The sequence below is a fragment of the Streptomyces sp. NPDC103540 genome, from assembly GCF_055584445.1.
Map to the genome: position 1 here is coordinate 21171 of NZ_JBVJMA010000014.1, position 23330 is coordinate 44500.

Sequence of the window (23330 nt, forward strand, 5' to 3'; positions counted from 1 at the left end):
GCCGACGAGAGAAGCGGGAAGACAGGATGAAGACCACCACCGAGTGGCGGGCGGGCGAGCGGTTCATGCTGCGCGTGGCCGGCCTGCCCCTGGAGTCGGCCGACGCGCTGCGGTGCGAGGCCGCGCGCCGTTGGGCCGAGGACGTACTGACGGCCGAGGAGGCCCTGCGCGCACGGGCGCAGTGGCTGAGCGAGGCACTGCACCGCGCGGTCGGCGCGACGGACCCGGAGCCCGGGGGCCCGGGCGCGGTCCGGCGCCGGGAGCTGCTGGCGCTGCGCCGCCGGATCCACAACGGCAGGCCCCCCGAGGATCCCGAGGCCGCGCTGCGCCTCGTGGCGGAATCCGGCGAGGTGCCGGGCGCGGCACCCGGGGAGGCCGTCCGGACGGCGGAACGGCTGGCCGCGTGGCTGGCCGGGGTCGGTGAAGTGCGCGAGCTGCGGGCCGAGGGCGAGCCGCTGCTGGCCGCCGACCTGCGCGCGGGCCGGGCGGCGCTGAGCAAGTTGCTGGAGGACGACCGGTTGCGGCACGGACTGCTGCTGGCCTCCCCGGTCCTGGAGGGGCAGCTCGACGCGTACGCGGCGGCCGTCGCCGGCGGCGCCGAGCCCGGGGGGCGGGCCCGCAAGGCGGAACGGTCGGTGCTCTCGTACCTCTACCGCACCGCGTGCAAGACCAGCCCCTTCAGCACCTTCACCGGGGTGGCGACCGGCCTGTTCGCCCCGGAGGACCCGGAAGGCGCGCTCGGCACGGACGGCGCGGACGGCGCGCTCGGCGCGGACGGAATCCGGGTCGAGGACCGGTGGCGCAGCCACGTCCGGCTGAACGTCGTGGTGTTGGCGCGGCTCGCCGAGTTGGTCCTCGCCGATCCGGTCCGCCGCCGGGACCTGCCGCTGCGGCCCGCCTCGGGTTGGGGCCGGGAGGACGACCGGATCCGGTACGTGCGCCGTTCCGTGACGGCCGGGGACGACGCGGCCGCCGTCACCTTCGACGCGGTCAAGGACCGGCTGTTCTTCCTGCGCCGCAGCGGCACCCTGGACCGTCTGCTGGCGCTCTTCGCGGAGCGGGCGGCGAACTCGGCCCCGCCCGGGGCCGGATCCGGGTCCGGGGCCGGGGCCGGGTCCACCGGGTTCGGGGCCGACCTGCGCCATCACGAGCTGGTCGACTGGCTGGCGGCCGAACACGGGGCCGACACGGCCGACTGCGAGGCGTACGTCGACGCCCTCCTCCAGCTCGGCATGGTGCGGGTGCCGTGCCTGGACACCGAGGTGCACAGCGGGGATCCCGTGCGCGCCTTCCGGCGCTCGCTGGCGCGGCTGGAGCGGCCGTGGGCCGACGCCCTCGCCGACCTGCTGGCGGAGCCCGCCCGCGTGCTGGAGCGCTACCCCGACGCGGACCGCTCCGAACGGGCCGCCCTGTTGCGGGAGTTGAGGGAGGGGCTGCGCCTGGTCTGGGCGGAGCTGGGGGCCCCGGCCGACGCGCCGTTGCCCCAGACCCTGCTCTACGAGGACGTCGGCGCGGGCCGTGACCTGCCCGCGGCGCGTCCCTCCTGGGCCCGGGCGGGAGCGGACGGCGGCGCGCTGCGTTCGCTGGAGCGGATCCTGCCCGCCTTCGACCTCACGCTCGCCCAACGGATCACCTTCGAGGGGTTCTTCACCGCCCGCTACGGGCAGGGGGGCCGTTGTGAGGACCTGTTGGGCCTGGTGCACGACTTCCACGAGGACTTCTTCGACCAGTACCTGTCGTTCACCGCGCGCCGCACCCCCTTCGACGCGCGGGGCGAGTACGTGCCGGAGGAGAACTGGCTCGGCCTGCCCGGGATCCGGGCCCTGGACGCGGCCCGGCGCGCCTTCGTGGGCCGGATGCGGGCGCACTGGGCGGCGTACGAGGAGGCGGCCGGGCACGCGCAGGGCGGTCCGGACGGGGTCGAACTGCGGCTGACGGAGGCGGACCTGGCCGAGGTCGCGGGCGAACTGGAGCCTGTCGTACCGGCCTTCGCGCCGCGCTGCCACCACGTCCAGCTCGCCCACGACCCGGCCGGCGGGGCGCCGCGGACCGTGCTGAACCGTTCGTACGGCGGACTGTCCTTCCCCTTCAGCCGGTTCACGCACGTCTACGAGGAGCACGCGGACCGGCCCGGCCTCGACGCGCAGCTGCGCGCGCAGGCCGACCGGGCCACTCCCCCCGGCGCCGTGTTCGCGGAGGTCACCGGGGGTCCGGTCACCACCAACCTGAACCTGCACGGACGGCTGACCGACTACGAGATCGTCTGCCCGGGCGAGAGCGGCACCCTGCCGGAGGACCGGCTGCTGCGCCTGGACGACCTGTACGCGGAACACGTCCCCGCGACGGGGCGGGTGGGCCTGCGTTCGCGGCGGCTCGGCCGCGAGGTGATCCCGGTCTACCTGGGCTACCTCGTGCCGCTCGCGCTGCCCGTGGTGCCGCGGACGCTGCTGCTCCTGTCGCCTTCGTCCATGTCGCCGCTGGACGTGTGGGCGGGCGTGCCGGAGGGCGTGGCGCGGGACGGAGTCCACACGCGGCCCCGGGTCGTGCACGGGGACGTGGTGGTGAGCCGGCGCAGCTGGACGACCACGGCGGAGCGGCTTCCCGCGCACGGGGCCCGCGGGGCCGACCACTTCCTGGAGTGGCAGCGGTGGCGGCGGCTGCACGGCCTGCCGGAGCGGGTGTTCGCGACGGTGTCGGCGGGGCCCTCGGCGCTGGGCGCCAAACCCCAGTACGTGGACTTCGCGAGCCTGCTGTCGTTGGCCGCGTTCGAACCGCTGCTGCGCGAGCCCGGACACCGGGTGGTCTTCCGCGAGATGCTCCCCGGCCCGGACGCGCTGCACACCCGCTCGGCACGCGGCGCGCACGTCGCCGAACTGGCCGTCGAGACCTTCACCACCACCGTCACCGAGATCCCGGCCCAGGAGGGCGGCACCCGATGTCAGAACTGAGCCCGACGCGCGGCGCCTGGCAGGCCATGCACGTCTTCTACGCCGCCAACCCGCAGCCCCTGCTGGTCAACTGCGTGCGACCGCTGATCGCCTCCCTGACGACGGACGGCCTGCTGGCCGGGCACTTCTTCATCAACTACTGGCTGGAGGGGCCCCACGTGCGGCTGCGGCTGCGGCCCGTCACCCCGGACGCGGAGGCCGAGGTGCGCCGGCGCGCGGAGGAGGCCGTGACGGCGTTCCTGAAGGCGAGACCGGCGCTGTACGAGGTGGATTCCGGCTTCCTCAACGAGTTCTACAACACGCTGTTCGACATGGAGTTCCCGGACGGCGACCGGGCGGCCTTCATGGGCCCGGACGGGCGGATGAACCTGCGCCCCAACAACTCCTGGTCCTACGAGCCCTACGAACCGGAGTACGGCAAGTACGGCGGCCCGGACGGGGTGGAGCTCGCGGAGTGGCACTTCGCGCACTCCAGCGATCTGGTGACGGAGGCGTTCGGGGGCATGAACCTGCACCTGCGCACCGTGCTGCTGGGCACCGCCGCGCAGCTGATGATGGTGATGGCGGGCGTGTTCCTGCCCGATCGGCGCGAGCTCGGCGACTACCTCGACCGGTACTACCGGTTCTGGCACCAGGCCTTCCCCGGGACCGGGTTCATCGGGTCCGCCGAGTACGACCGCACCTACGAGCAGACCGCCCCGGGGCTGGGGCGGCGGTTCGCGGCGGTGCTGGAGGCCCTCGACTCCGGGGAGACGGGCCGGCTGCCGGGCTTCCTCGCCGGATGGGCCGAGCACTGCCGCGAGCTGCGGGAACGCGCGGTGGCGCTGGCCCGCGAGGAGCGGTTGGTGTTCCGGTCCTGGGACGGGAGCCGGGACGAGCGGGTGGACGATCCGGCGGTGGCGCTGCCCCTACTGCTGTCCCCGTACATGCACATGACCAACAACCGGCTGCACGTGACCATCCGGGACGAGGCCTACCTCGCCCACCTGCTGGGTCGGGTGCTGCGCGAGCACCTCGGCGTCCCGGCGGGACCGGACGGGGCGGACGGGGCGGACGGACCGGACGGGGCGGACGGGGCGCAGGACCCCGAAGGGGCGGCGGCCCGGGTGATCCGGTCGTGAGCACCGGGATGCTCGAACACCGGCCCGCGCTGCGGTCCGGGATCCTGCTGTCGCCGCCCCTGCTGAACGGCTCCGCCGTCGTCCACCTCGTCAAGGACCCGGTGTCCGGTGCCGCGTTCGAGGTCGGGCAGAAGGAGTTCTTCCTGCTGTCGCGCCTGGACGGCTCGCGCAGCCTCGCCGAGATCGGCGAGGAGTACGGGCGGGCCTTCGGGCGCCGGTTGGGCGAGGCGAACTGGAGCCGGCTCCTCGGGCTGCTCGGGACCCGGCGGCTCCTGGCGGGCGGGCCCGCCCCGGAGCCGGCCCCCGGCCCCGGGCCGCAGCGCACCGGGGGCCTGTTGCGCGGCACGCTGCGGCTGGTCGCCGACGCCGACGCCACCACGGGGCGGCTGCACCGGCTGCTGCGGCCCGCCCTGCGGCCGGTGGTGCTGGGCGCGCTGGTCCTCGTATGCCTGGGCATGGAGGTGGTGTTGGCGCTCTCGTTCGGTGAACTCCTCGCGGACGTAATCTGGTTGGCGATGCGTCCGGTGCCGCTGCTGGCCGTGGCGACGCTGCTGTGGCTGAGCACCGCGCTGCACGAGTTCGGGCACGGGATCGCCGCCCGCCATGTCGGGGGCACCGTCGGGGAGATCGGGCTGCGGTGGCGACTGCCCGTCGCGATCATGTACTGCACCGTGGAGAACTACCGCTACCTGCCGCGGCGGCGCGAACAGCTCTTCGTGGCCGGCGCGGGCGCCTTCGCCAACCTGCTGTTCCTGCTGCCCTTCCTTCTCTGGTGGGCCGCGCTGCCGACGGGCGACGCCACGGGCCGGGTGCTGGGCGCGCTGTTGCTGCTGGGCAGCGCGCAGGCGCTGGTGAACCTGGTCCCGCTGCCGCCGATGGACGGCTACACCCTGCTGGGGCACGCGCTGCGCGTGACCCGGCTCGCCCCCGCCAGCTCGGCGTACCTGCGGCTGCGGCTGCGCGACCGGCCCGCGGCGGACGCCTACCCGCCGCGGGCCCGAAAGGTGTACGCGCTCTACGGGATCGGCTCGACCCTGCTGGTCCTGCTCCTGGCCGGCGCTCTGGTGACCGGCGTCGTCGTGGCGGTGACGCCGTGAGCCCGCCGCTCCCCCCGTCGCCGCCCGGGGCCGCGTCCGCGCCCCCGTCCGCCCAAAAACCTTGCACTCCCCCCGAACCTTCCACTCCCCCCGCACCGTCTCCGAACCGAGGGAACCGCACCGCCCATGACCACTGACCACACCCCTCCGCCCGACTCCCCGGAACTCGCCGTGTCCGTACGGGAGGTCCGCAAGCGCTACGGCGACCGGCAGGCCGTGGACGGGATCTCCCTCGACGTCCGCCGGGGCGAGTTCTTCGGCCTCCTCGGACCCAACGGCGCGGGCAAGACCACCCTCGTGGAAATCGTCGAGGGCCTGCGCCAGGCCGATTCCGGCACCGTGCGCGTCCTCGGGCACAGCCCCTGGCCCCGCGATACGGCCCTGCTGCCGCGCATCGGCGTCCAGACCCAGGCCTCGGCGTTCTTCGTCCGCCAGACCGCCCGCGAGCACCTCGCCACCGTCGCCGGGCTGTACCGCAAGGACGCGGCCGCGGCGGACCGGACGTTGGAGACGGTCGGGCTCACCGACCGGGGCCACGTCCTCGTCGAGAACCTCTCCGGCGGTCAGCGCCAGCGGCTGGCCATCGCCTCGGCACTGGTCCACGACCCCGAGCTGATCTTCCTCGACGAGCCGACCGCCGCCCTCGACCCACAGGCCCGCCGCGATCTGTGGGAGGTGCTGCGCGCCCTCAAGGGCGAGGGCCGCACCATCGTCTACACCACCCACCACCTGGACGAGGCCGAGGCCCTGTGCGACCGGGTGGCCATCCTCGTCGGCGGCCGGATCGCCGCCCTCGACTCCCCGCACCGGCTCGTCGCCGCCGCCGGCGCGCCCGCCCGGCTGCTCATCCCGGCCGGGCGGATCGCCCCGGACCGGGCGGCCGCGCTGGAGTTCGTCGACCGTGTGAGCGAACAGGGCGGCTCGCTGGTGCTGGAGACCTCCTCCCCCGGCCGCGTGCTCCAGGCCGTCGACGCCCTCGTGGGCCTCGACGGGGTGATGACCCGCACGGCGACCCTGGAGGACGTCTACCTGGAGCTGACCGGACACCCCGCCCCCACCGGAGCCCACGGCGGCTCCGACACCGACACCACCGCACCGACCACGGAGTTCCGGGCATGAGCGCGTACACGGCACTGACCAAGGCCGGCTACCGGGCCCAGGTCCGGGACAAGGCCACCCTCTTCTTCACCTTCGCCTTCCCCCTCCTCTTCCTGGTGGTCTTCGGGCTGATCTTCAGCGGCCAGGACGTGGAGGCGAGCGGTCGCCCGTACATCTCGTACATCGCGCCCGGCGTGATGTCCTGGGGCGTCGCCAACGCCGCCGTGTTCGGGATCGCCTTCACCCTGATGCAGTGGCGCCGCGACGACCTGCTGCGCCTGATCCGGCTCTCCCCGACCCCGCTCACGACCGTGCTGGCCTCGCGCTACGTCCTGTCGCTGGTGGTCGGCGTGGCGCAGGCGGCCGTGTTCGTCGCGGTCGCGATGCTGCCCGGCTTCGGGCTGGAGCTCGACGGGCGCTGGCCGCTGGTGCTGCCCGCGCTGGTGTTCGGCGTCACCGCCTTCATGGCGATCGGGGTGATCGTCGGAACGTACGCGAACACCCCCGAGGCCGTCGCCGCGATAGCGAACTGCCTCATGGTGCCGATGGCCTTCCTGTCCGGCTCCTTCCTCCCGCTCGACCTGATGCCGTCCTGGCTGCGGACGTTCTCCCGGGCGCTGCCGCTGCGCTACCTCAACGACGCGGCGAGCGGGGCGCTGACCGGCACGGGTTCGCTCGCCGGCATCGGGATCGGCTGCGCCGCCCTGGCCGGGTTCGCCCTGCTGTTCGGCGCGATCGGGCTGAAGACCTTCCGCTGGAGCAACCAGTCATGACGACGACGCAGGCGGTGCGGGGCCGGGCCCCCGACGGCACCGCGATGGAGAGCGCGCGACGGTCCCTGGAGCGGTCCCTCGCGCAGGCGCGGACGGGGGCGCCGCAGGGCGCGCACGTGGTGACCCTCGGCGTGCACGACGCCCTCGGGCCGCGCACCGCCGACCCCTTCGCCGCCGTCCGCCCGGCGGCGACCGTCCACCTCAGCGCCCAGGCCGTCCTGCTCGGCCCGTGGGGCGGCGACGGCACGGCCCCGGCCTGCGGGCGGTGCCTGGCCATGCGCTGGCAGCGGCTGCGCAGCCGCAGCGAACGCGACGCGCTGGAGACCGGCAGCCGGGTGCCGACGCCCGTCGGGCCGGAGTGGCCGCGGCTGTCCCCGTACGCCCGGGACGCGGTGGTCGCGCTGCACGCCGTACTGTTCGCGGCGGACGGCCCGGGCGCCGCCGCCCCGGGTCCGGGAGCGGCCGACCGGACGTTGCCCCAGGTGACCCGGCTGGACCTGGCGACCCTGCGGACGCGGACGTACCCGCTGGCGGCCGATCCCCTGTGCCCCGACTGCGGGCCCGGCGGCACCGACGCCCCGCGACCCCTCACGCCCGCCGCGCGGCCCAAGCCGGATCCGGCGGCGCAGCGGCTGCGCGCGGCCTCCTCGTACCCGGTGCCGACGGCGGCGCTGGCCAATCCCGTGACCGGGGTCCTCGGCGGGGGCACCTGGATCAACGTGACCTCGCCGACCACCGCCCCGGTCGCGGGCAGCGTGTTCATGCGCGGCTACGCGGGACTCACCGACGTGACCTGGAGCGGGCAGGCCAACAGCTTCTCGTCCAGCCGCGACCTGGCCTTCCTGGAGGGGCTGGAGCGCTACGCCGGCACCCACCGCCGCACGGGGACCTCCGTACTGACCGCCTCCTACGCCGAGTTGGGCGAGCGGGCGCTCGACCCGGCGGAGTGCGGGTTCTACCGGCCCGAGACCTACCGCGACGACCCGATGGTGTCGCCCTTCGACCCCGAGCGGCCGATCCCGTGGGTGTACGGGCATTCGCTGCGCGACGACCGTCCCGTGCTGGTGCCGGCCCGGCTCGCCTACTACAGCGCGGGGTTGGAGTCGGACAACTTCGTCTTCGAGTGCTCCAACGGGTGCGCGATCGGCAGCTGCGCGGAGGAGGCGCTGCTCGGCGCCCTGCTCGAACTGATCGAGCGGGACGCGTTCCTGCTCGCCTGGTACGGGAACCAGCGGCTGACGGAGATCGACCTGGACTCCGTGCCGGGTCCGGCGGTGCGGATGATGGTCGACCGGGCCGGCCTCCAGGGCTACGACGTGCACGCCTTCGACAACCGGATCGACCTGGCGGTGCCGGTGGTCACCGGGTTGGCCGTCCGGCGCGACGGCGGGCCGGGGCTGTACTCCTTCGGCGCGGGCGCGGCGCTCGATCCGGCGGCGGCGGTGGAGGCCGCCCTGTCCGAGGTGCTCACCTACATCCCGCACCTGCCGCGTCAGGTCGCCGAGCGGCGCGACGAGCTGGACGCCATGTCCCGCGACTTCTCGCGGGTGCTGCACCTGAAGGACCACGCCCAGCTGTACGGGATGCCGGCGATGGCCCCGCACGCGGCCTCGTACCGGGACCCGGTGGCCGTGCGCCCGATGGGGGACCTCTACCGGTCCTGGGAGACGGAGCGACGGCCGCGGACCGGAGACCTCCGCGACGACCTGCTGTTCTGCGTGGCGGAGTTGACGGGGGCCGGGCACGACGTGATCGTCGTGGACCAGACGACCCCCGAGCAGGAGCGCATGGGGCTGCGGACGGTCTGCGCGGTGGTTCCGGGGCTGTTGCCGATCGACTTCGGCTGGTCGCGGCAGCGGGCCCCGTACCTGCCGCGGTTGCGGACCGCCGCGTACCGGGCGGGACTTCGCTCCGCGCCGCTCACGGACGCGGAGGTGCGACTGGTGCCGCACCCCTTCCCCTGAGCCGTCGTGATCCGCCGGCGTCCGTCGGGATCGGGATCGGATCCCCGGGGGCGCGGACGGACCGGATGCCCCGGCCCCCTCGTGCGTGGCGAGGGGGCCGGGGCATCGCGGCGCGGCGCTCGGGTCAGGCGCTGCAGGAGGTGGTGCTGGTGGTCGAGGAACACGTCGAGGTGGAGCTGCAGCTCGTGGAACCGGCGAGCACGACCTCGCTGGCGTCCGAGTAGTCCGAGATCTCGAAGGTCTCCGACTCCAGCTCCAGGATCTCGTCCGCGAGCGAGGCGAGCGGGGACTTCTCCATGGGGGACTCCTTTGGTGGGGCGGTCGCCGGGTGGGCGACCGCGCGGCGTTCGACCGCCGGACGCCCGAGGGACGACCGTCACGTGCGGTGCCCCTTCAGGAGAACCGTTCCCGCCGTCACCGCACCCCCTTACCCGCCGGCATCCCGCTGACATCGGCCGGCGCCCGCTGACAGGAAGTGTCAGCGGCCTGACACCGGGCTCCCGGGCCGGTGTCCGAGCATGGTCACCATGACCACCGTCCCCACCTCGCGACCCGCCGGCCCGACCCCGGTGACCGGTGCGTCGCTCAGGTCCCTGACGGCCTTCTACCTGGACCTGCACCGCCATCCCGAACTCTCGGGCGGGGAGGCCCGCACGGCCGGACGGTTCGCCGACCGGCTGGAGGAGGCCGGGTACGCGACAACTCGCGGCATCGGCGGGCACGGCGTGGCCGCGGTCCTGCGCCGCGGTGCGGGACCGACGGTGATGCTGCGCGCGGAGCTGGACGCGCTGCCCGTGCGGGAGACCACCGGACTGCCGTACGCGAGCGCGGGCGAAGCGGCGCACGCCTGCGGGCACGACCTGCACCTCGCGGCGGCCGCCGGGACCGCCGCCCTGCTGGCCGGCCCGGACGCGCCGAAGTGGCGGGGCACGCTCGTCGTGGTGGGGCAGCCCGCGGAGGAGACCCTGGAGGGGGCGCGGGCGATGCTCGCCGACGGGCTGTACGAGCGGGTCGGCCGCCCGGACACGGTGCTCGCGCAGCACGCGGCGCCGCTGCCGGCGGGGATGGTCGCCCACGCGTACGGGCCGATGACCGCCGGGAGCGTCACCTTCCGGATCGTGGTGCACGGGCGCGGCGGGCACGCGGGCGCCCCGCACCTCACGGTGGACCCGGTGGTGACGGCGGCCCACGTGGTGACCCGGCTCCAGACGGTGGTGGCCCGGGAGGCGGCCCCGTCGGAGCAGGTGGCGGTGACCGTGGGGGCGTTCCGGGCGGGCGAGCGGGCGAACGTGGTCCCGGACCGGGCCGAGTTGGGCATCACGGTACGGGCCGCCGGGGAGGCCGCGCTGACCCGCGCGGCGGACGCGGTGGAGCGGATCGTACGCGCCGAGTGCGCCGCCTCGGGCTGCCCCCGGGAACCGGAGGTGGTGCGCGAGAGCGCCTCCCCCGTCACCCACCCCGATCCGGGGACGACGGCGGCGGTGCGGGCGGCCCACGTGGCGCGGTTCGGCCCGGAGCGGGTGACGATGTGGCCGCCGTCGCTGGCCACGGAGGACTTCGGGCTGTTCGGTGACGCGGGCGTCGCCACGCACGGGGCGCGGGGGGTGCGCCTGGGGTACTGGATGCTCGGGGTGATCGGACCGGCGGCCTGGGCGGCGGCGCCCGGGGAGGGCGCTGCGGCGAAGCTGGCCGCGCTCCCCGCGAACCACGCGCCCGACTTCGCCCCCGACGTCCGCACGGCGCTGCCCGCCGCGGTCGACGCGCTGGCGGAGGCGGCCCTGACCTGCCTGGCCCCGCGGGCCTGACCCGCCCCCCTCGGGCACGCGGGGGGGCGGGGTCGGATGGCGTCAGAAGGGCTTGGTCGGCAGGTACTTGCCGTCCAGCGTGATCACGGCCCGCTCGCCGCCGTCGGGGTCGGCGACCTTCGCGACGTCGAGGCGGAAGTTGATGGCGCTGATGATGCCGTCGCCGAACTGCTCGTGGATCAGGGCCTTGAGGGTGGTCCCGTAGACCTGGAGCATCTCGTGGAAGCGGTAGATCGTCGGGTCGGTGGGGGTCCCGCCGGACAGGGGGCCGCGCAGCGGGATCGTCTGGAGCCACATGGCGGCGTCCTCCTCCAGTTCGAGGAGGTCGGCGACGGCGTGCGCGGCGGATGCGGGCAGCGGGTGCCGGCCGAGGATCGCGGCGGTGACGAAGGCGACGGAGAGGTCGGTGTGGTCGGCGATCTCCTGCCAGGTGAGGTCCTTGCGGATCTTCGACTCGACGGCGGCGACGGCGAGGCGTTCGCGGACGGTGGTCTCGAACTGTGCGTGGGTCACGGGACGGACTTCCTTTGCGTGTGGGGTGGTTCAGGCGGTCGCGGCGAGGGCGCCGGCGGGGGCGAGTCGTTCCACGGCACCGGTGGGGATGTCGTAGACCCAGCCGTGCGTGGTGAGGCGGCCCGCCGCGAGGGCGCGGGCCACCGAGGGGTGGGTGGCGAGGTTCACGAGTTGGGCGCGCACGTTCTCCCGTACGAGGGCCGCCACGTCCGCGCCGCCGCTCGCCGCGCCGGCGGCGGCCGCACGGGCCGGGGAGGCGCCCGCGTGGCGGAGCCAGTCGGCGACGGCCGGTACGCCGTCGAGGTCGTGCGCCTCGGCGAGGGCGGTCATGGCGCCGCAGGCGGAGTGCCCGCAGACCACGGCGTCCGTGACGCCGAGGACGGCGACGGCGTACTCGATGCCGGCCGCGACGCCCTCGGGTCCGGGGGCGTAGGCGGGTACGAGGTTGCCGGCGGTGCGGACGACGAAGAGGTCGCCGGGCTCGCTCTGGGTGATCAGTTCCGGCACCACGCGGGCGTCGGAACAGCCGATGAACAGGGTCTTCGGCCGGTGGGTCGAGGCGAGCTCGGCGAACAGCCGCGCCTTGGTGGGGAAGACGTCGCGCCGAAAGCGCGCGAGTCCTTCGTCGAGGTCGTGCACGGTCACTCCCGTCGTGTGGGATCCACCCCGTGGGGCTGACGTGTTCCACCCTGCACGAGCAGCACCTATAGAGTCCAAGACGTGTTCTCGATGCGATCTATCGACGGCATCTATACTCGGGTCCATGGCCCCGGAACTGCGTCATCTGCGCTACCTGCTCGCCGTCGCCGAGCACCACAGCTTCACGCGCGCGGCGGAGGAGCTGCGGATCTCCCAACCCACGCTCTCGCAGCAGGTCAAGCAGCTGGAGCGGGCGGTCGGCGTACCGCTCCTGGACCGCGGCGGACGAACCGTGAGGCTCACCGACGCGGGAGAGGCGTACGCGCGGCACGCGCGCCGGGCGTTGCGCGACCTCGCGGCGGCCGAGCGGGCCGTCCACGACGTCGCCGACCTCTCGCGCGGGCACCTGCGCCTGGCCCTCACCCCCACCTTCACCGCCTACCTGCTCGGGCCCCTGCTCGCCGCGCTGCACGAGGCCCACCCCGGCATCACGGTGGAGGTCCGGGAGGCGACCCAGGACCGGATCGAAGCCGCGCTGGCATCCGACGAGGTCGACCTGGGCATCGCCTTCGACGGCCCGCTCCCCGCGGGGCTCACCGGGACGGCCCTGTTCACCGAGAGGCCGGTTCTGGTGGCCGCCACCGCCTCCCCCCTCGCCGCGCGGGCCACCGGCGCCCTGCCCGTCGGCGCCCTGCCGGACGCCGCCCTGCCCGACACCGCCCTGCCCGACACCGCCCTGCCCGACGCCGCCCTGCCCGACGCCGCCCTGCCCGTCGGCGAGTTGACGGAGTGTCGACTCGCCCTGCTCACACCGGACTTCGCCACCCGGACGTACGTCGACGCCCACCTCGCGGCGCACGGGGTACGGCCGCGGATCGCCGTGGAGGTGGGCTCGGTCCAGGCCCTGATCGAGGTGGTCCGGCGGACCGGGTTGGCGACCGTCCTGCCCGAGGCCGTCACCGACGGCCGCCCGGAGCTGACGCGGATCCCGCTGGCCCCGCCGCTGCCCCCGCGCACGGTCGTCCTGCTGCGCCGGGACCGCGCCTACGAGAGCGCCGCCGCGCGCGCGTTCACCGGCCTGGCCCGCGACCTGGCGGTCTCACTCGGCTACCGACCGGCTGCGCAGGCGTAGGCCCCGTCGTCGAAGTGGCGCCCGGGCCGCGGGCGAGCGTCCCCGGAGGGGCCACCGGATACTGGAAGTCCCCGGAGGAGGCGCCATGACCACACGCGCGGGAACGGCGGGGGCGGGGCCCCGGTTCGGCCGCCGCGACCGGGCGGTCATCGCCGCGGCCGCCATCTCCATGCTGCTCGTGCAGATGGACTGGTTCGCGCTGAACCTCATGCTGCCCGTCATCGGGCGGGACTTCGACACCCCTTCCACCGACCTCCAGTGGCTGGTCAGCGGCTACATGCTCACGCTGGGGGCGCTGATGATCACCGGGGGTCGCGCCGCCGACCTGTGGGGGCGAAGACGCGTCCTCGTCACCGGCCTCGTCGGCTTCGCGGTCGTCTCGGTCGTCTGCGCCGCCGCGCAGAACACGGCGTGGCTGACCGCCGGGCGCGCCGTCCAGGGCTGCACGGCCGCCCTGATCATGCCCGTCTCGGTCGCCGTGGTCACCGCGTACTTCCGCGACGAGCGCCAAGGGCGCGCCGTCGCCACCGTGCTCGCCTTCAGCGCGATCGGCACGGCCCTCGGCCCCTTCGTCGGCGGAGCCCTCGCCGAGCACGTGAGCTGGCGCGCGGTGTTCCTGCTGAACGTGCCGTTCTGCCTGGTCGCGACCCTGCTCCTGCTGCGCCACGTCGCCGAGACCCGCGACGAGAGCGCCGGTCGGGCGCCCGACCTCCCCGGTGTGGTGACCCTGGCCGGGGGCCTCACCGGCATCATGATCGGCGTGGACCAGGGGGAGCGCTGGGGCTGGACCTCACCGGCCACCCTCGGCTGCGTGGCCCTCGGCGCGGCGCTCCTGGCGGTGTTCGTCCGCGTGGAGCGGCGCTCGGCGCAGCCGCTCCTGGACCTCGCGCTGCTGCGCAACGGCCCCTTCGTCACCGTCACCCTCGCCGGATCGCTGTCCAACGTCGTCTACTGCCTGGTCGCGGTGTTCTCCGCGCTCTACCTCCAGCAGGCGCGCGGGCTCTCGCCCCTCGACTCCGGGCTGGTCTTCCTGGCCCTGTCGGTCGGCGCCGGAGCCGCGAGCTACTGGTCCGGGCACCTGGCGGAGCGCGTCCGCCCCGAGACCCTGATGGCGGGCGGCATGCTGCTGAGCGGCATCAGCCTGTTCGCGCTGACCTGGGTGACCGACCTCGCGGTGTACACGGTCGTCTTCGCGGTCGTGGGCCTGGGCGTCGGCCTCGCCTGGGCGCTGACCAACGTCGCCACCCAGTCCTACGTCGCCCCCGGCCGGCTGGCCGCCGCGTCCGGACTGGTCCTGACCTCGCTCGTGCTGCTGGGCGCCGTCGCGGTGGCCGTCGCCTCCACCCTGCTGGAGGTCATCAGCGGTTCCGCGACCCGCGCCGCGTCCGACGGCGCCGCCATCGAGACCCTGCTGCGCGGGGCCGCGGCCCTGGCGGTGCTGGGGGCCGCCGCCATGGCGGCCGTCGTGCGCCGCGACCCGGAGCGCCCGCCCGAGCACCCCCCGGGCAGCGGTCCGGACGCGGCGTGAGGCGCGGGCTACGAGCCGGCGACGGGGGAGACGGCGACGCAGCCGCCGGCGGTCACGAGGCCCTCGGCGGACTGCTCGGCGACGACCTTGCCCTTGTAGGTGATCTTGCAGGTGACCTGGGCGCCGGTCACGTCCGCCGCGGTGGGCACCACGGAGGACGGCATGATGCCGCGCAGGGTGACGGTCTTGGTCCACGGCAGGGTGGGGTTCTGCACGGTCTCCGTCTTCGGCTCCGTCGCGGTGCCGCCGCCCGCGGCGAACTCGATGGAGTCGACGCCCTTGCCGGTGACCTCGTAGGTCACCTCGTACGTCTCGTCGACCACCTTGTCGACCTGGTCGACGGCGTCGGAGGCGGAGCAGGCGCTCACCGCGAGCAGCAGCGCGGCGGTGAGGACGGAGGTACGGGCGAAGCGGGACATGGCGGGGGAACCTCACGGTGCTGATCGGAACGGCTACGACCCCAAGCAACCGTAAAGCGCCGGTAAAGTCAAAAGGCGGGCCGGGCCGGCACCGCTCACGATGGAGATGCGGGCAGCGACAGGAGCGAGCCGATGGACGTCCGACGGTACGAGCTGACCTTCCCCGACGGATCCGGCGCGGCCGGGGACACGGTGGTGGTGGAACGGACCGAGGGCGTCGGCCCCGGCGGCCACCCCGTCTACGCCGACCGGAGCGGCATCGTCCGCGCCGAGATCAGCGACCGCGGCGAGGTCCGCATGCTCGCCTCCGGAGCCCACCAGAAGCTCACCCCGCCCACCGCGGCCCGCCCCCTCCCCCGTGCCTGACCCCTCCCCCGCCCCACCGGGCTCCGCGCGGCCATAACCTGGGCGCCATGGACGAGTCGAACGGTGTGGAGATCGTCGCCTTCGCGGACTCCGGGGCCTTCGAGGCCTGGCTGGAGGAGCACCACGCGCGCGCCGAGGGCGTGTGGATCCTGTTGGCGAAGAAGGGTTCGGGCATCCCGAGCGTGAGCGGCGAGGAACTGGTGGACGTGGGGCTCTGCTTCGGCTGGATCTCCGGGCAGCGCCGCTCCCACGACGAGCGGCACTACCTCCAGAAGTACGTGCCGCGCCGCCCCCGGAGCCTGTGGTCGCGGGTCAACGTCGAGAAGGTGGAGGCGCTGACGGCGGCCGGGCGCATGCGCGCGCCGGGGCTCGCCGAGGTCGACAGGGCCCGGGCGGACGGGCGTTGGGAGGCGGCGTACGCCTCGCAGCGGACGGCGACGACACCGGCGGACCTGGAGGCCGCGCTCGACGCCGACCCGGTCGCCCGGAAGTCCTTCGAGGCCCTCGACCGGACCGGGCGCTACCGGTTGATCCTGCCGCTGCTCCAGGCCCTCACCCCCGCCGCGCGGCGCACCCGCCTGGACCGCGCGCTCGCGGCCCTGCGCGGCCCGGAGCCGTCCGGCGGGGCGGAAGAGGGGTGAATACGTATCCATCATGACAGGTCAGAGGCCGTTTTCGTAGGACGGACGGCACACGCGTGAAGCCTTGAGAGGGGGCACGTCCGGATCCCAGAATCACCGTCATGAATTCATCCGGAAACGTAGATCATGACGCGGTGCTGCGGGCACGGACGACTCTGCTGGGCTCGGGGACGCTCAGCCCGCTGAACGAGATCGAGGCCTACCGGGTGCTCGCCGACGTGAGCCCCCTGACCTACCGGCCCAAACTCGTACGGGCCTTGATGCGGCGCGGCGGCGCGCCCGAGTTCTGGCACCGCCCCGACGTACAACTGGCCCTGTACGGCCGCGCGGCGGACGCGGCGCGGGACCTCGACACGGCGTACGGGCAGCGTGAGGTGCTGCTGTTCGAGGCCCTCGACCGGCTCCAGCGCGAGCTGTTCGCGGCGGACCGGCACGAGGAGGCCCGCGCCGTGCGCGCGGAGTCGGTGGAATCGGGGTGGGAGGGCTTCACCCGGGGACGGGAACCGCACGGACGGCTGGCCGTCGTCCTGGCCGAGGAGGGCCGGCACGCCGACGCCGCGCGCCTGTGGGGGCGGGAGGTCGACGGCGCCCCGTCCGCCCGGTGGCCGGCGCTCGCGGCGACCGCCGCCCTGGAGGCCGCCGGCCGGCACGCCGAGGCACTGGAGACCTTCGCGGCGTTCGTCGACGCCGGCCGCCGCGCGCGGGACACGGCCGAAGCCGCGACGACGACGGGGACGGGGACGGCGGCCACGAGCGCGGCGACATCGGCGACGATCGACCTGGTCCACCGACTGGCATACCTGTCGAGGATGTCGGAACACCGCGCCCGCCCCGCCCAGGCCCGCGCCGCGCAGGCGGAGGCGCTCACCCTGCTCGGCGCGATCGCCGAGAGCACGCGGGAGCAGCTGCCCACGGGTGGCGACCCGGCCCTCTGGGCCGCCCTGTTCGCCATGTCGGCCGCGGATCGGGAGGCGCGGCCGACCCCGGACGCGGCGGGCCCCGCGTTCGGCGAGGCCCCGAGCTCCTGGTCGCACCACGTCCGGCGGGCGTACTTCGACGCCGTCCCGGCCCTCGAAGCGGCGGTGGCCGCAGCCGGATCCCCGGCCGAACGGCTCGCCGCCCACCGCCGGTCGACCGCCGCGGTGACGCTCCGTCACGTGCACGGGGACCGCCCCGTGATCGAGCTGGCCCCCCTCTTCGACGAAGGGGTCCGGCTCGCGCGGGACCTGCCGGGAGCGGCGGACCGGGAGACCGCCACGGCGACGGCGCTCACCGACCGCGCCCTGTTCCACCTGGTCGGCGGGCGCCCCGGCCCGGCCCACGCGGACCTGCGCGAGGTCGTGGGCCCGGCGCGGTGACTCAGGTGCGCAGCCCCGCCAGCTTGTCCGGGTTGACCTGGAAGCGGAGGGTGCGCATCAGGCCGCCTTCCAGGTCGTAGGTGAGCGCGCCGAGCGGCGCGCCGTCGATCCGGGCGAGGATGCCCGACTCGCCGTTGATGACGGCCTCTTCGATGGTGACCCCGGCCATCGCCGGCTTCGCCAGGACGCCCAGCAGGAAGCGGGCGACATGGTCGACGCCGTGCAGCGGACGGCGGGCGGCGGACACCTTGCCGCCCCCGTCGGACCAGGCGGTCACGTCCGGGGCGAGCAGCTCCATCACGGCGTTCAGGTCGCCGCCCGCGCAGGCGCTCATGAAGCGGGCGGTGACCCGCTCCCGCTGCGCGGCGTCGCTGTCGCAGCGGGGGCGGCGGGCCTGGACGTGTTTGCGGGCGCGGTGGGCGATCTGTCGGACCGTCGGCTCCGGGCGGTCCAGGACGTCGGCGATCTCGGCGTGCGAGTAGCCGAAGGCCTCGCGCAGCACGAAGACGGCCCGTTCGACGGGGGTGAGGGTCTCCAGGACCACGAGCAGCGCCGTCGAGACGCTCTCGGCCACCTCCCCGCGCCGGCCCGCGTCGGGTTCGGTGAGCAGCGGTTCGGGCAGCCAGGGGCCGACGTACTCCTCGCGGGTGGCCCGGGCCGAGGTGAGCCGGTTCAACGAGAGGTTCGTGACGGTCCGCACGAGGTACGCCTTGGGGTGGCGCACCCCGGAACGGTCGGCCTTGTGCCAGGCGAGCCACGCGTCCTGGACGATGTCCTCGGCGTCCGTGACCGTGCCCATCATCCGGTAGGCGGTGGAGAACAGGAGCCCGCGGTGCTCGTCGAAGGGGTCCGTCTGGGTTTCGGTCGCGATCACCGGCTGATTGTGCCCAGGGCCGGGGACACCGGCAAGCGGGAGCCGCACGCGTCACCCCCGCCGGGTGAGGGCGACGACGGCGACGGGGCCGTCGGTGCGGACCGTCCCGCCGGCGGGGCCGACGAACAGGGCCGCGTCGTACGGGCCGAGTGCGAAAGCTCCGTCCACGCCCGCCCGACGGGAAGACACCCCGCCGGAGAACACCCCGTGGGGGGACACCCCGTGGGGGGACACGACGGCCGGGCCGTCCAGGGCCACGAGGAGCAGGGTCTCGTCCGGCGCCGCGGCGAAGGTGGACTCGCCCCGGACGACGGCGGTGCGCGCCCTCGCCTCGCCGCGCCGGTACATGACGTTGAAGTTGACGACGGGACCGTCCAGCAGCCGGCACGCGGTGGGGACGTCGCCGGGGAGGTCGCGGGGCGCGTACCGCTCGTCGAGGAGCCGCCGCTCCCCCGCGATGGTCAGGTCCATGCCGGCGCCCTCGGCGAGGGTGAGGGTGCGGTCGACGCCGGGGAACTCCGAGAAGGGGCCGTCGGCCGCGACCTCGGCGAGGCTGACCCGCCAGGCGAAATCGGCGGTTCCCGCGCCCTCGGGGTACCCGGCGATCTCACGGGTGACTCCGCCGCCGTTCTTCCAGGGCGTGGCCGCGCGCTCGGCGGCGCGCAGGATCCGGACGTGGGCGGGGCCGCTGGTCATGGGGGTCCTTCCCTCGGGTCCGTACGTCCGTGACCCTATCCCCGCCCCCTCCCGCCCCGCCGCGCGGGGGCGATCTCCCGGGTCAGCGCAGGATGCCCGCCTGGCGGGCGGCGCGGATCCAGGAGGGGAACTCCGACAGCAGGCGGTCGTACAGTTCGGGGTCCGAGACCCGGTCGATGTCGTCGACGGCGAAGAAGCCGACGTTGTCCACGCGCCGCCCCGGCATGGTGTCGAAGCGTTCCAGGACCCCGAATCCAGCCCGGCCGAGGCCGACGAACTGCCAGAACACCGGTTCCTCGACGGCCGCCCGCAGTTCCCGTTCGATCTCGTCGTTGCGGTAGACGCCGCCGTCGGAGAAGAACAGGACCAGGGTGGGGGCGGGGACGGGGTGGGACCGGACGTAGTCCCGGACCTCGGCGATGACCTTCTGTTCCTCGTTCTGGAAGCCGACCGCCCGCATGTCGACCTGGCCGGGTACCAGGCCCCTCGGCGGCTTCTTGCGTCCGAACACGCTCATCTGGCCGACCCGCACGTGCAGGCGCAGCCACTCCGGGAGGTCGCCGATGGTGAGGTCGGGCAGTCGGGCCGGGTTGGTGGCGAAGGTCCACGCCTGCATCTCGCCGTCGTCGTCGAGTTGGGCGGCGACGGCGGCCATCCGCTCCACGACGCCGGCGACCGTGCCGCGCGCGTAGAGGGTGCTCATGGATCCCGAGGCGTCGAGGACGAGGATCACCCGGGCGGTGACGTCTCCCGCACCCTTCTTGGCGAGGCTGACCGCCACCTGTTGCTTGCGCAGGGAGAGCCGGATGCGCATGTCCATGGGGAGGTCCGCCTCCCCCTTGACCAGGCGTACGGCGGGTTCGGGCGCCGGCGCGACGGGCGCGGGCTGTGCCGGGGTCGGCCAGACGGGGGGCGGGGTGGGCGTCGGCGCGGGCACGGTGACGGGCGGGAGCGGGCGTACGGGGGCGGCGGGCCGGACGGGCGGGGCCGCGGCGGCGGGTGCGGCGGCGGGCGGGGCGTCGTCCACGGTGATGCCGTAGTCCGTGGCGAGTCCGGCCAGCCCGCTCGCGTAGCCCTGCCCGACGGCACGGAACTTCCAGGCCCCGGCGCGCCGGTACAGCTCGCCGCTCACGAAGGCCCGTTCGGGCCCGGCCTCCATGTCGAAGCGGGCCAGCTCCGCCCCGGAGGCCGCGTCGAGCAGCCGCACGTGCAGCCCGGGGACCTGTCCGAAGGTGCCCCCGTCGGCGGAGGCGCAGAGGATGACGCGTTCCACGGCCGGTTCCAGCGCGGCGAGGTCCACGTCGAGGGAGTCGGCTCCGGGCCGCTTGCCGAGGTGGCGGACGGTGCCGGAGGGGTGCCGGGGCTGGTTGTAGAAGACGAAGTCGTCGTCGGAGCGCACCCGTCCGCCGGCGGCGAGCAGGAGCGCGGAGGCGTCCACGTCCGGTACGCCGGGCCCGGCCGACCAGCCGAGCACCGCTCTGACGGAGGTTGCCACCACGGGCAGGTTGGCGCCTTTGCTCAGTGTCGTCACGCGGGACAGTCTGCCAAGCGGGTGACCGGTGGGGTAGCGGTTCCCGGTCGATCGGGCGGGCCCCGCGCGGGGCGGGAGGCGGGGGCAAGGCCGGGGCCCGCACCGCGTCGCGGTGCGGGCCCCGGTCGGTGGGCGCCTCGGCGGAGGGCTCAGGCGGGCACGATGTTCTCGGCCTGCGGGCCCTTCTGGCCCTGCGTCACGTCGAAGTTGACCTTCTGCCCCTCCTGGAGCTCGCGGTAGCCCTGGGTGGCGATGTTGGAGTAGTGCGCGAAGACGTCGGCGCCGCCGCCGTCCTGCTCGATGAAACCGAAGCCCTTTTCCGCGTTGAACCACTTCACGGTGCCGGAAGCCATGGGATTCTCCTTGGGGTCAGTACCCGGTGCCGCACCGTGCGACGCCGGCGTCGCCGTGATGTTCGACCCGTCCGAAAATCATCCGGAAATACAAAGTGCGCCCGCCGGGTGAATCCGGTGGGCGCACCTGAAATATTTGGGAACCACACCCGCAACTGGATGCCACCGTAGCACAGAGAAACGATCCGGACGCGGAGCGTCACGGCAGTCGTCGGCGGGTCTCAGCCCCGGAATTCCTCCGTGCGCTCCGCGGAGGCCTCGGCGAGGGCGGCGGTCACCGCGTCGACGCCGGCGCGCAGGCCGTAGACCGGCGTGGCGGGCTGCTGGCGCCAGGACTCGTCAATGCCGCCGGCGTCCACGGTGTCGAAGCCGATCTCCTCGATGAGGGCGCGGACGGTCTTCTTGGCGCTCTCGTCGTCACCGGCGACGGGGATGGCGATGCGGTCCGGGTCGCCCGCGGGAAGGGGCCGGTCGACGATGTCGGCGGCGTAGGTCCCGTTGAAGGCCTTGATCACGGGGTGGCCGATCTGTCGCTCGGTCCACCGGCTCTCCGTCAGTCCCTCGTCCTCGATGGCGGCGATGCGGCCGTCGCGCACCCGCGGGTAGTAGTTGCCGGTGTCGATGACGGCGAAGCCCTCGGCCGCCCCGTCGAAGATCCCCTCGGGCAGGTCCGGCACGTTCTTGAACGGGATGGTGACGACGACGATCTCGGCTCCGCGGGCGGCCTCCGCGACGGGGACCGCGGTGGCGCCCGTCTCGGCGACGAGGGCGGCCAGGGTCTCGGGGCCGCGGGAGTTGGCGACGGAGACCTGGTGTCCGAGGGCGGTGAGCCGGCGGGTGAGGTTGCCGCCGATGTTGCCGGCGCCGATGATGCCGATCTTCATGAGCTCTCCAGTGCGTACGGAATCGGATATCGCGTCTTTCCGAACCACAGGCGGGCCCGACGCATTCCGGTTTCCGTGACCTTTCCGTCACCGCATTCGCGCGGCGCTTGCGCACGGGCGAATTCCGGCCGAGGGGCGCGGCCGAAAGCCGGAGGGGCCCGCCGTCGGCGGGCCCCTCCACGCTGATCGCTCCGTCACCGGCCGCGCGTCACGCGCCGCTGGCGTCGAGCATCTCCTCGCGCTCCACGAGCTTCACGCGCTCGCGGCCCTGCGGCTCGCCCAGCGCCTTCTCGGCGGCGTCCAGCCGGTACCAGCCCTCCCACGTCGTGTACCGGACCTGACGGTCCGCGAGGAAGGTCTCGACGGCCTCCGGCTCCGGGGTGGCCGGGGTGAGGAGCCGCCCCTCGGCGTGGTCGGCGAGCAGGTTGGCGACGGTCTCGTTCGCGTCGCCCTTGGTGTGGCCGATCAGACCGATCGGGCCGCGGCGGATCCAGCCGGTCACGTACGTCGACGCGAGGTGCGCGCCGTTCTCGATGACCCGGCCGCCCTCGTCGGGCACGGTGCCGGACTCGACGTCCCAGGGCAGCTTGGGCAGTTCGTCGGAGAGGTAGCCGACGGCCCGGTAGACGGACTGGACGTCCCAGGTGGTGAACTCGCCGGTGCCCTTGACGTTGCCCGTGCCGTCCAGTTCGGTGCGCTCGGTGCGCAGCCCGACGACCTTGCCGTCCTCGCCGACGATCTCCGCCGGGGACTCGAAGAAGTGCAGGAACAGCTTGTGCGGGCGCTCGCCGATGTCGCGGATCGCCCAGTTCTCCAGGGTCTTGGCGACCATGTCCGCCTGCTTGTTGGAGCGGCGGGTGGCGATCGAGCCCTCGTCGTAGTCGATGTCCTCGGGGTTGACGATGACCTCGATGTTGGGCGAGTGGTCGAGCTCGCGCAGCTCCATCGGGCTGAACTTGGCCTGCGCCGGGCCGCGGCGACCGAAGACGTGGACCTCCACGGCCTTGTTGGCCGCCAGGCCGTCGTACACGTTGGCCGGGATCTCGGTGGGCAGCAGCTCGTCGGCCGTCTTCGCGAGGATGCGGGCCACGTCGAGGGCGACGTTGCCGACGCCGAGGACGGCGACCTTCTCGGCGTCGAGGGGCCAGGTGCGGGGGACGTCCGGGTGGCCGTCGTACCAGGAGACGAAGTCGGCCGCGCCGTAGGAGCCGTCGAGCTCCACGCCCGGGATGCTCAGGGCGCGGTCGGCGGTGGCGCCGGTGGAGAAGACCACCGCGTCGTAGAAGGAGCGCAGCTCGTCGAGCGAGATGTCGTTCGGGTAGTCGACGTTGCCGAACAGGCGGACCTGCGGCTTGTCGAGCACCTGGTGCAGGGCGGTGATGATGCCCTTGATGCGGGGGTGGTCGGGCGCGACGCCGTAGCGGATCAGGCCGAAGGGCGCGGGCATCCGCTCGAAGATGTCGATGGAGACGCCGGGGGTGGTGGCAGCCTCGGACTTCAGCAGCGCGTCGGCCGCGTAGATACCGGCGGGGCCGGCGCCGACGATTGCTACCCGCAGAGGGCGAGGCATGACAGGGTTCCCTTCGACCG

The 23330-nt window shown here is 74.3% G+C and carries 22 protein-coding genes; 12 read left to right on the plus strand and 10 right to left on the minus strand.

Translation table 11 applies throughout. The features are described from left to right. Window positions 1-26 precede the first annotated feature (26 nt). From ACZ6ZI_RS29555 to ACZ6ZI_RS29580, 6 genes are all read left to right on the plus strand, one after another. A complete protein-coding gene (locus ACZ6ZI_RS29555; protein WP_469525822.1) occupies window positions 27-2948 on the plus strand; it encodes a lantibiotic dehydratase in 2922 nt (973 codons plus the stop codon). Then, window positions 2936-4069: a lantibiotic dehydratase C-terminal domain-containing protein gene (locus ACZ6ZI_RS29560; RefSeq protein ID WP_469525824.1), complete on the plus strand. Its 1134-nt coding sequence runs from the start codon at window positions 2936-2938 to the stop codon at window positions 4067-4069. The genes ACZ6ZI_RS29555 and ACZ6ZI_RS29560 overlap by 13 nt, the downstream gene beginning before the upstream one ends. A gap of 8 nt (window positions 4070-4077) precedes the next feature. Further along, window positions 4078-5166: a peptidase M50 gene (locus tag ACZ6ZI_RS29565; RefSeq protein WP_469526144.1), complete on the plus strand. Its 1089-nt coding sequence runs from the start codon at window positions 4078-4080 to the stop codon at window positions 5164-5166. Window positions 5167-5292: 126 nt separating this feature from the next. Continuing rightward, complete coding sequence (locus ACZ6ZI_RS29570; protein WP_469525825.1) at window positions 5293-6285, plus strand: ABC transporter ATP-binding protein; 993 nt, start codon at window positions 5293-5295, stop codon at window positions 6283-6285. Beyond that, window positions 6282-7037, plus strand: coding sequence for an ABC transporter permease (locus ACZ6ZI_RS29575; protein ID WP_363060336.1), 756 nt, complete (start codon window positions 6282-6284; stop codon window positions 7035-7037). The genes ACZ6ZI_RS29570 and ACZ6ZI_RS29575 overlap by 4 nt, the downstream gene beginning before the upstream one ends. Then, complete coding sequence (locus tag ACZ6ZI_RS29580) at window positions 7034-9001, plus strand: TOMM precursor leader peptide-binding protein (protein ID WP_469525827.1); 1968 nt, start codon at window positions 7034-7036, stop codon at window positions 8999-9001. Before ACZ6ZI_RS29575 ends, ACZ6ZI_RS29580 begins: the two co-directional genes overlap by 4 nt. Window positions 9002-9125: 124 nt before the next feature. On the opposite strand, the gene ACZ6ZI_RS29585 is transcribed toward ACZ6ZI_RS29580, so the two are convergent. Beyond that, window positions 9126-9299 carry a thiazolylpeptide-type bacteriocin gene (locus tag ACZ6ZI_RS29585; protein WP_007268044.1) on the minus strand — a complete coding sequence of 58 codons (174 nt, stop codon included), beginning with the start codon at window positions 9297-9299 and terminating at the stop codon, window positions 9126-9128. Window positions 9300-9528: 229 nt separating this feature from the next. Here ACZ6ZI_RS29585 and ACZ6ZI_RS29590 point away from each other — a divergent pair, with 229 nt between their 5' ends. Continuing rightward, a complete protein-coding gene (locus tag ACZ6ZI_RS29590) occupies window positions 9529-10806 on the plus strand; it encodes an amidohydrolase (protein ID WP_469525830.1) in 1278 nt (425 codons plus the stop codon). A 42-nt stretch (window positions 10807-10848) separates the two neighbouring features. On the opposite strand, the gene cynS is transcribed toward ACZ6ZI_RS29590, so the two are convergent. Together cynS and ACZ6ZI_RS29600 are read right to left on the minus strand one after the other, a co-directional pair. Beyond that, window positions 10849-11319, minus strand: a complete 471-nt coding sequence (gene cynS / locus ACZ6ZI_RS29595) for a cyanase (protein ID WP_469525833.1) — start codon at window positions 11317-11319, stop codon at window positions 10849-10851. Window positions 11320-11349: 30 nt separating this feature from the next. Continuing rightward, a complete protein-coding gene (locus tag ACZ6ZI_RS29600; RefSeq protein WP_469526146.1) occupies window positions 11350-11958 on the minus strand; it encodes a carbonic anhydrase in 609 nt (202 codons plus the stop codon). Window positions 11959-12082: 124 nt separating this feature from the next. Here ACZ6ZI_RS29600 and ACZ6ZI_RS29605 point away from each other — a divergent pair, with 124 nt between their 5' ends. Continuing rightward, window positions 12083-13090: a LysR substrate-binding domain-containing protein gene (locus ACZ6ZI_RS29605; protein ID WP_469525835.1), complete on the plus strand. Its 1008-nt coding sequence runs from the start codon at window positions 12083-12085 to the stop codon at window positions 13088-13090. Window positions 13091-13175: 85 nt separating this feature from the next. Beyond that, the gene (locus tag ACZ6ZI_RS29610; RefSeq protein WP_469525837.1) at window positions 13176-14618 is read left to right on the plus strand and encodes an MFS transporter; all 1443 of its coding nucleotides are present in this window, start codon (window positions 13176-13178) and stop codon (window positions 14616-14618) included. Between the two features lie 8 nt (window positions 14619-14626). Here the strand turns inward: ACZ6ZI_RS29610 and ACZ6ZI_RS29615 are convergent, their stop codons facing one another. Further along, the gene (locus ACZ6ZI_RS29615; RefSeq protein WP_363060324.1) at window positions 14627-15037 is read right to left on the minus strand and encodes an MmpS family transport accessory protein; all 411 of its coding nucleotides are present in this window, start codon (window positions 15035-15037) and stop codon (window positions 14627-14629) included. A 132-nt stretch (window positions 15038-15169) separates the two neighbouring features. Between ACZ6ZI_RS29615 and ACZ6ZI_RS29620 the strand changes: the two genes are divergently transcribed. The 3 genes from ACZ6ZI_RS29620 to ACZ6ZI_RS29630 all read left to right on the plus strand — a co-directional run bounded on the left by ACZ6ZI_RS29620 (window position 15170) and on the right by ACZ6ZI_RS29630 (window position 17402). Next, window positions 15170-15403, plus strand: a complete 234-nt coding sequence (locus tag ACZ6ZI_RS29620; RefSeq protein WP_469525839.1) for a DUF6296 family protein — start codon at window positions 15170-15172, stop codon at window positions 15401-15403. Between the two features lie 47 nt (window positions 15404-15450). Beyond that, entirely contained in the window at window positions 15451-16044 is a 594-nt protein-coding gene (locus ACZ6ZI_RS29625; RefSeq protein ID WP_469525841.1) for a YdeI/OmpD-associated family protein, read from the plus strand. A 101-nt stretch (window positions 16045-16145) separates the two neighbouring features. Next, on the plus strand, window positions 16146-17402 hold the full coding sequence (locus ACZ6ZI_RS29630) for a hypothetical protein (protein ID WP_469525844.1): 1257 nt from the start codon (window positions 16146-16148) through the stop codon (window positions 17400-17402). Window position 17403: 1 nt separating this feature from the next. Here the strand turns inward: ACZ6ZI_RS29630 and sigJ are convergent, their stop codons facing one another. The 6 genes from sigJ to ACZ6ZI_RS29660 all read right to left on the minus strand — a co-directional run bounded on the left by sigJ (window position 17404) and on the right by ACZ6ZI_RS29660 (window position 23310). After that, window positions 17404-18204 (minus strand): RNA polymerase sigma factor SigJ, encoded by an 801-nt coding sequence (sigJ, locus tag ACZ6ZI_RS29635; protein WP_469526148.1) that lies wholly within the window; start codon window positions 18202-18204, stop codon window positions 17404-17406. Window positions 18205-18327: 123 nt separating this feature from the next. Beyond that, a complete protein-coding gene (locus ACZ6ZI_RS29640) occupies window positions 18328-18972 on the minus strand; it encodes a HutD/Ves family protein (RefSeq protein WP_469525847.1) in 645 nt (214 codons plus the stop codon). Between the two features lie 82 nt (window positions 18973-19054). Further along, window positions 19055-20503 carry a VWA domain-containing protein gene (locus ACZ6ZI_RS29645; protein WP_469525848.1) on the minus strand — a complete coding sequence of 483 codons (1449 nt, stop codon included), beginning with the start codon at window positions 20501-20503 and terminating at the stop codon, window positions 19055-19057. Between the two features lie 149 nt (window positions 20504-20652). After that, on the minus strand, window positions 20653-20856 hold the full coding sequence (locus ACZ6ZI_RS29650) for a cold-shock protein (protein WP_007268031.1): 204 nt from the start codon (window positions 20854-20856) through the stop codon (window positions 20653-20655). A 221-nt stretch (window positions 20857-21077) separates the two neighbouring features. Then, complete coding sequence (locus ACZ6ZI_RS29655) at window positions 21078-21740, minus strand: NADPH-dependent F420 reductase (RefSeq protein ID WP_469525851.1); 663 nt, start codon at window positions 21738-21740, stop codon at window positions 21078-21080. A 208-nt stretch (window positions 21741-21948) separates the two neighbouring features. Then, a complete protein-coding gene (locus ACZ6ZI_RS29660; RefSeq protein ID WP_363060308.1) occupies window positions 21949-23310 on the minus strand; it encodes an FAD-dependent oxidoreductase in 1362 nt (453 codons plus the stop codon). Window positions 23311-23330: the final 20 nt, after the last annotated feature.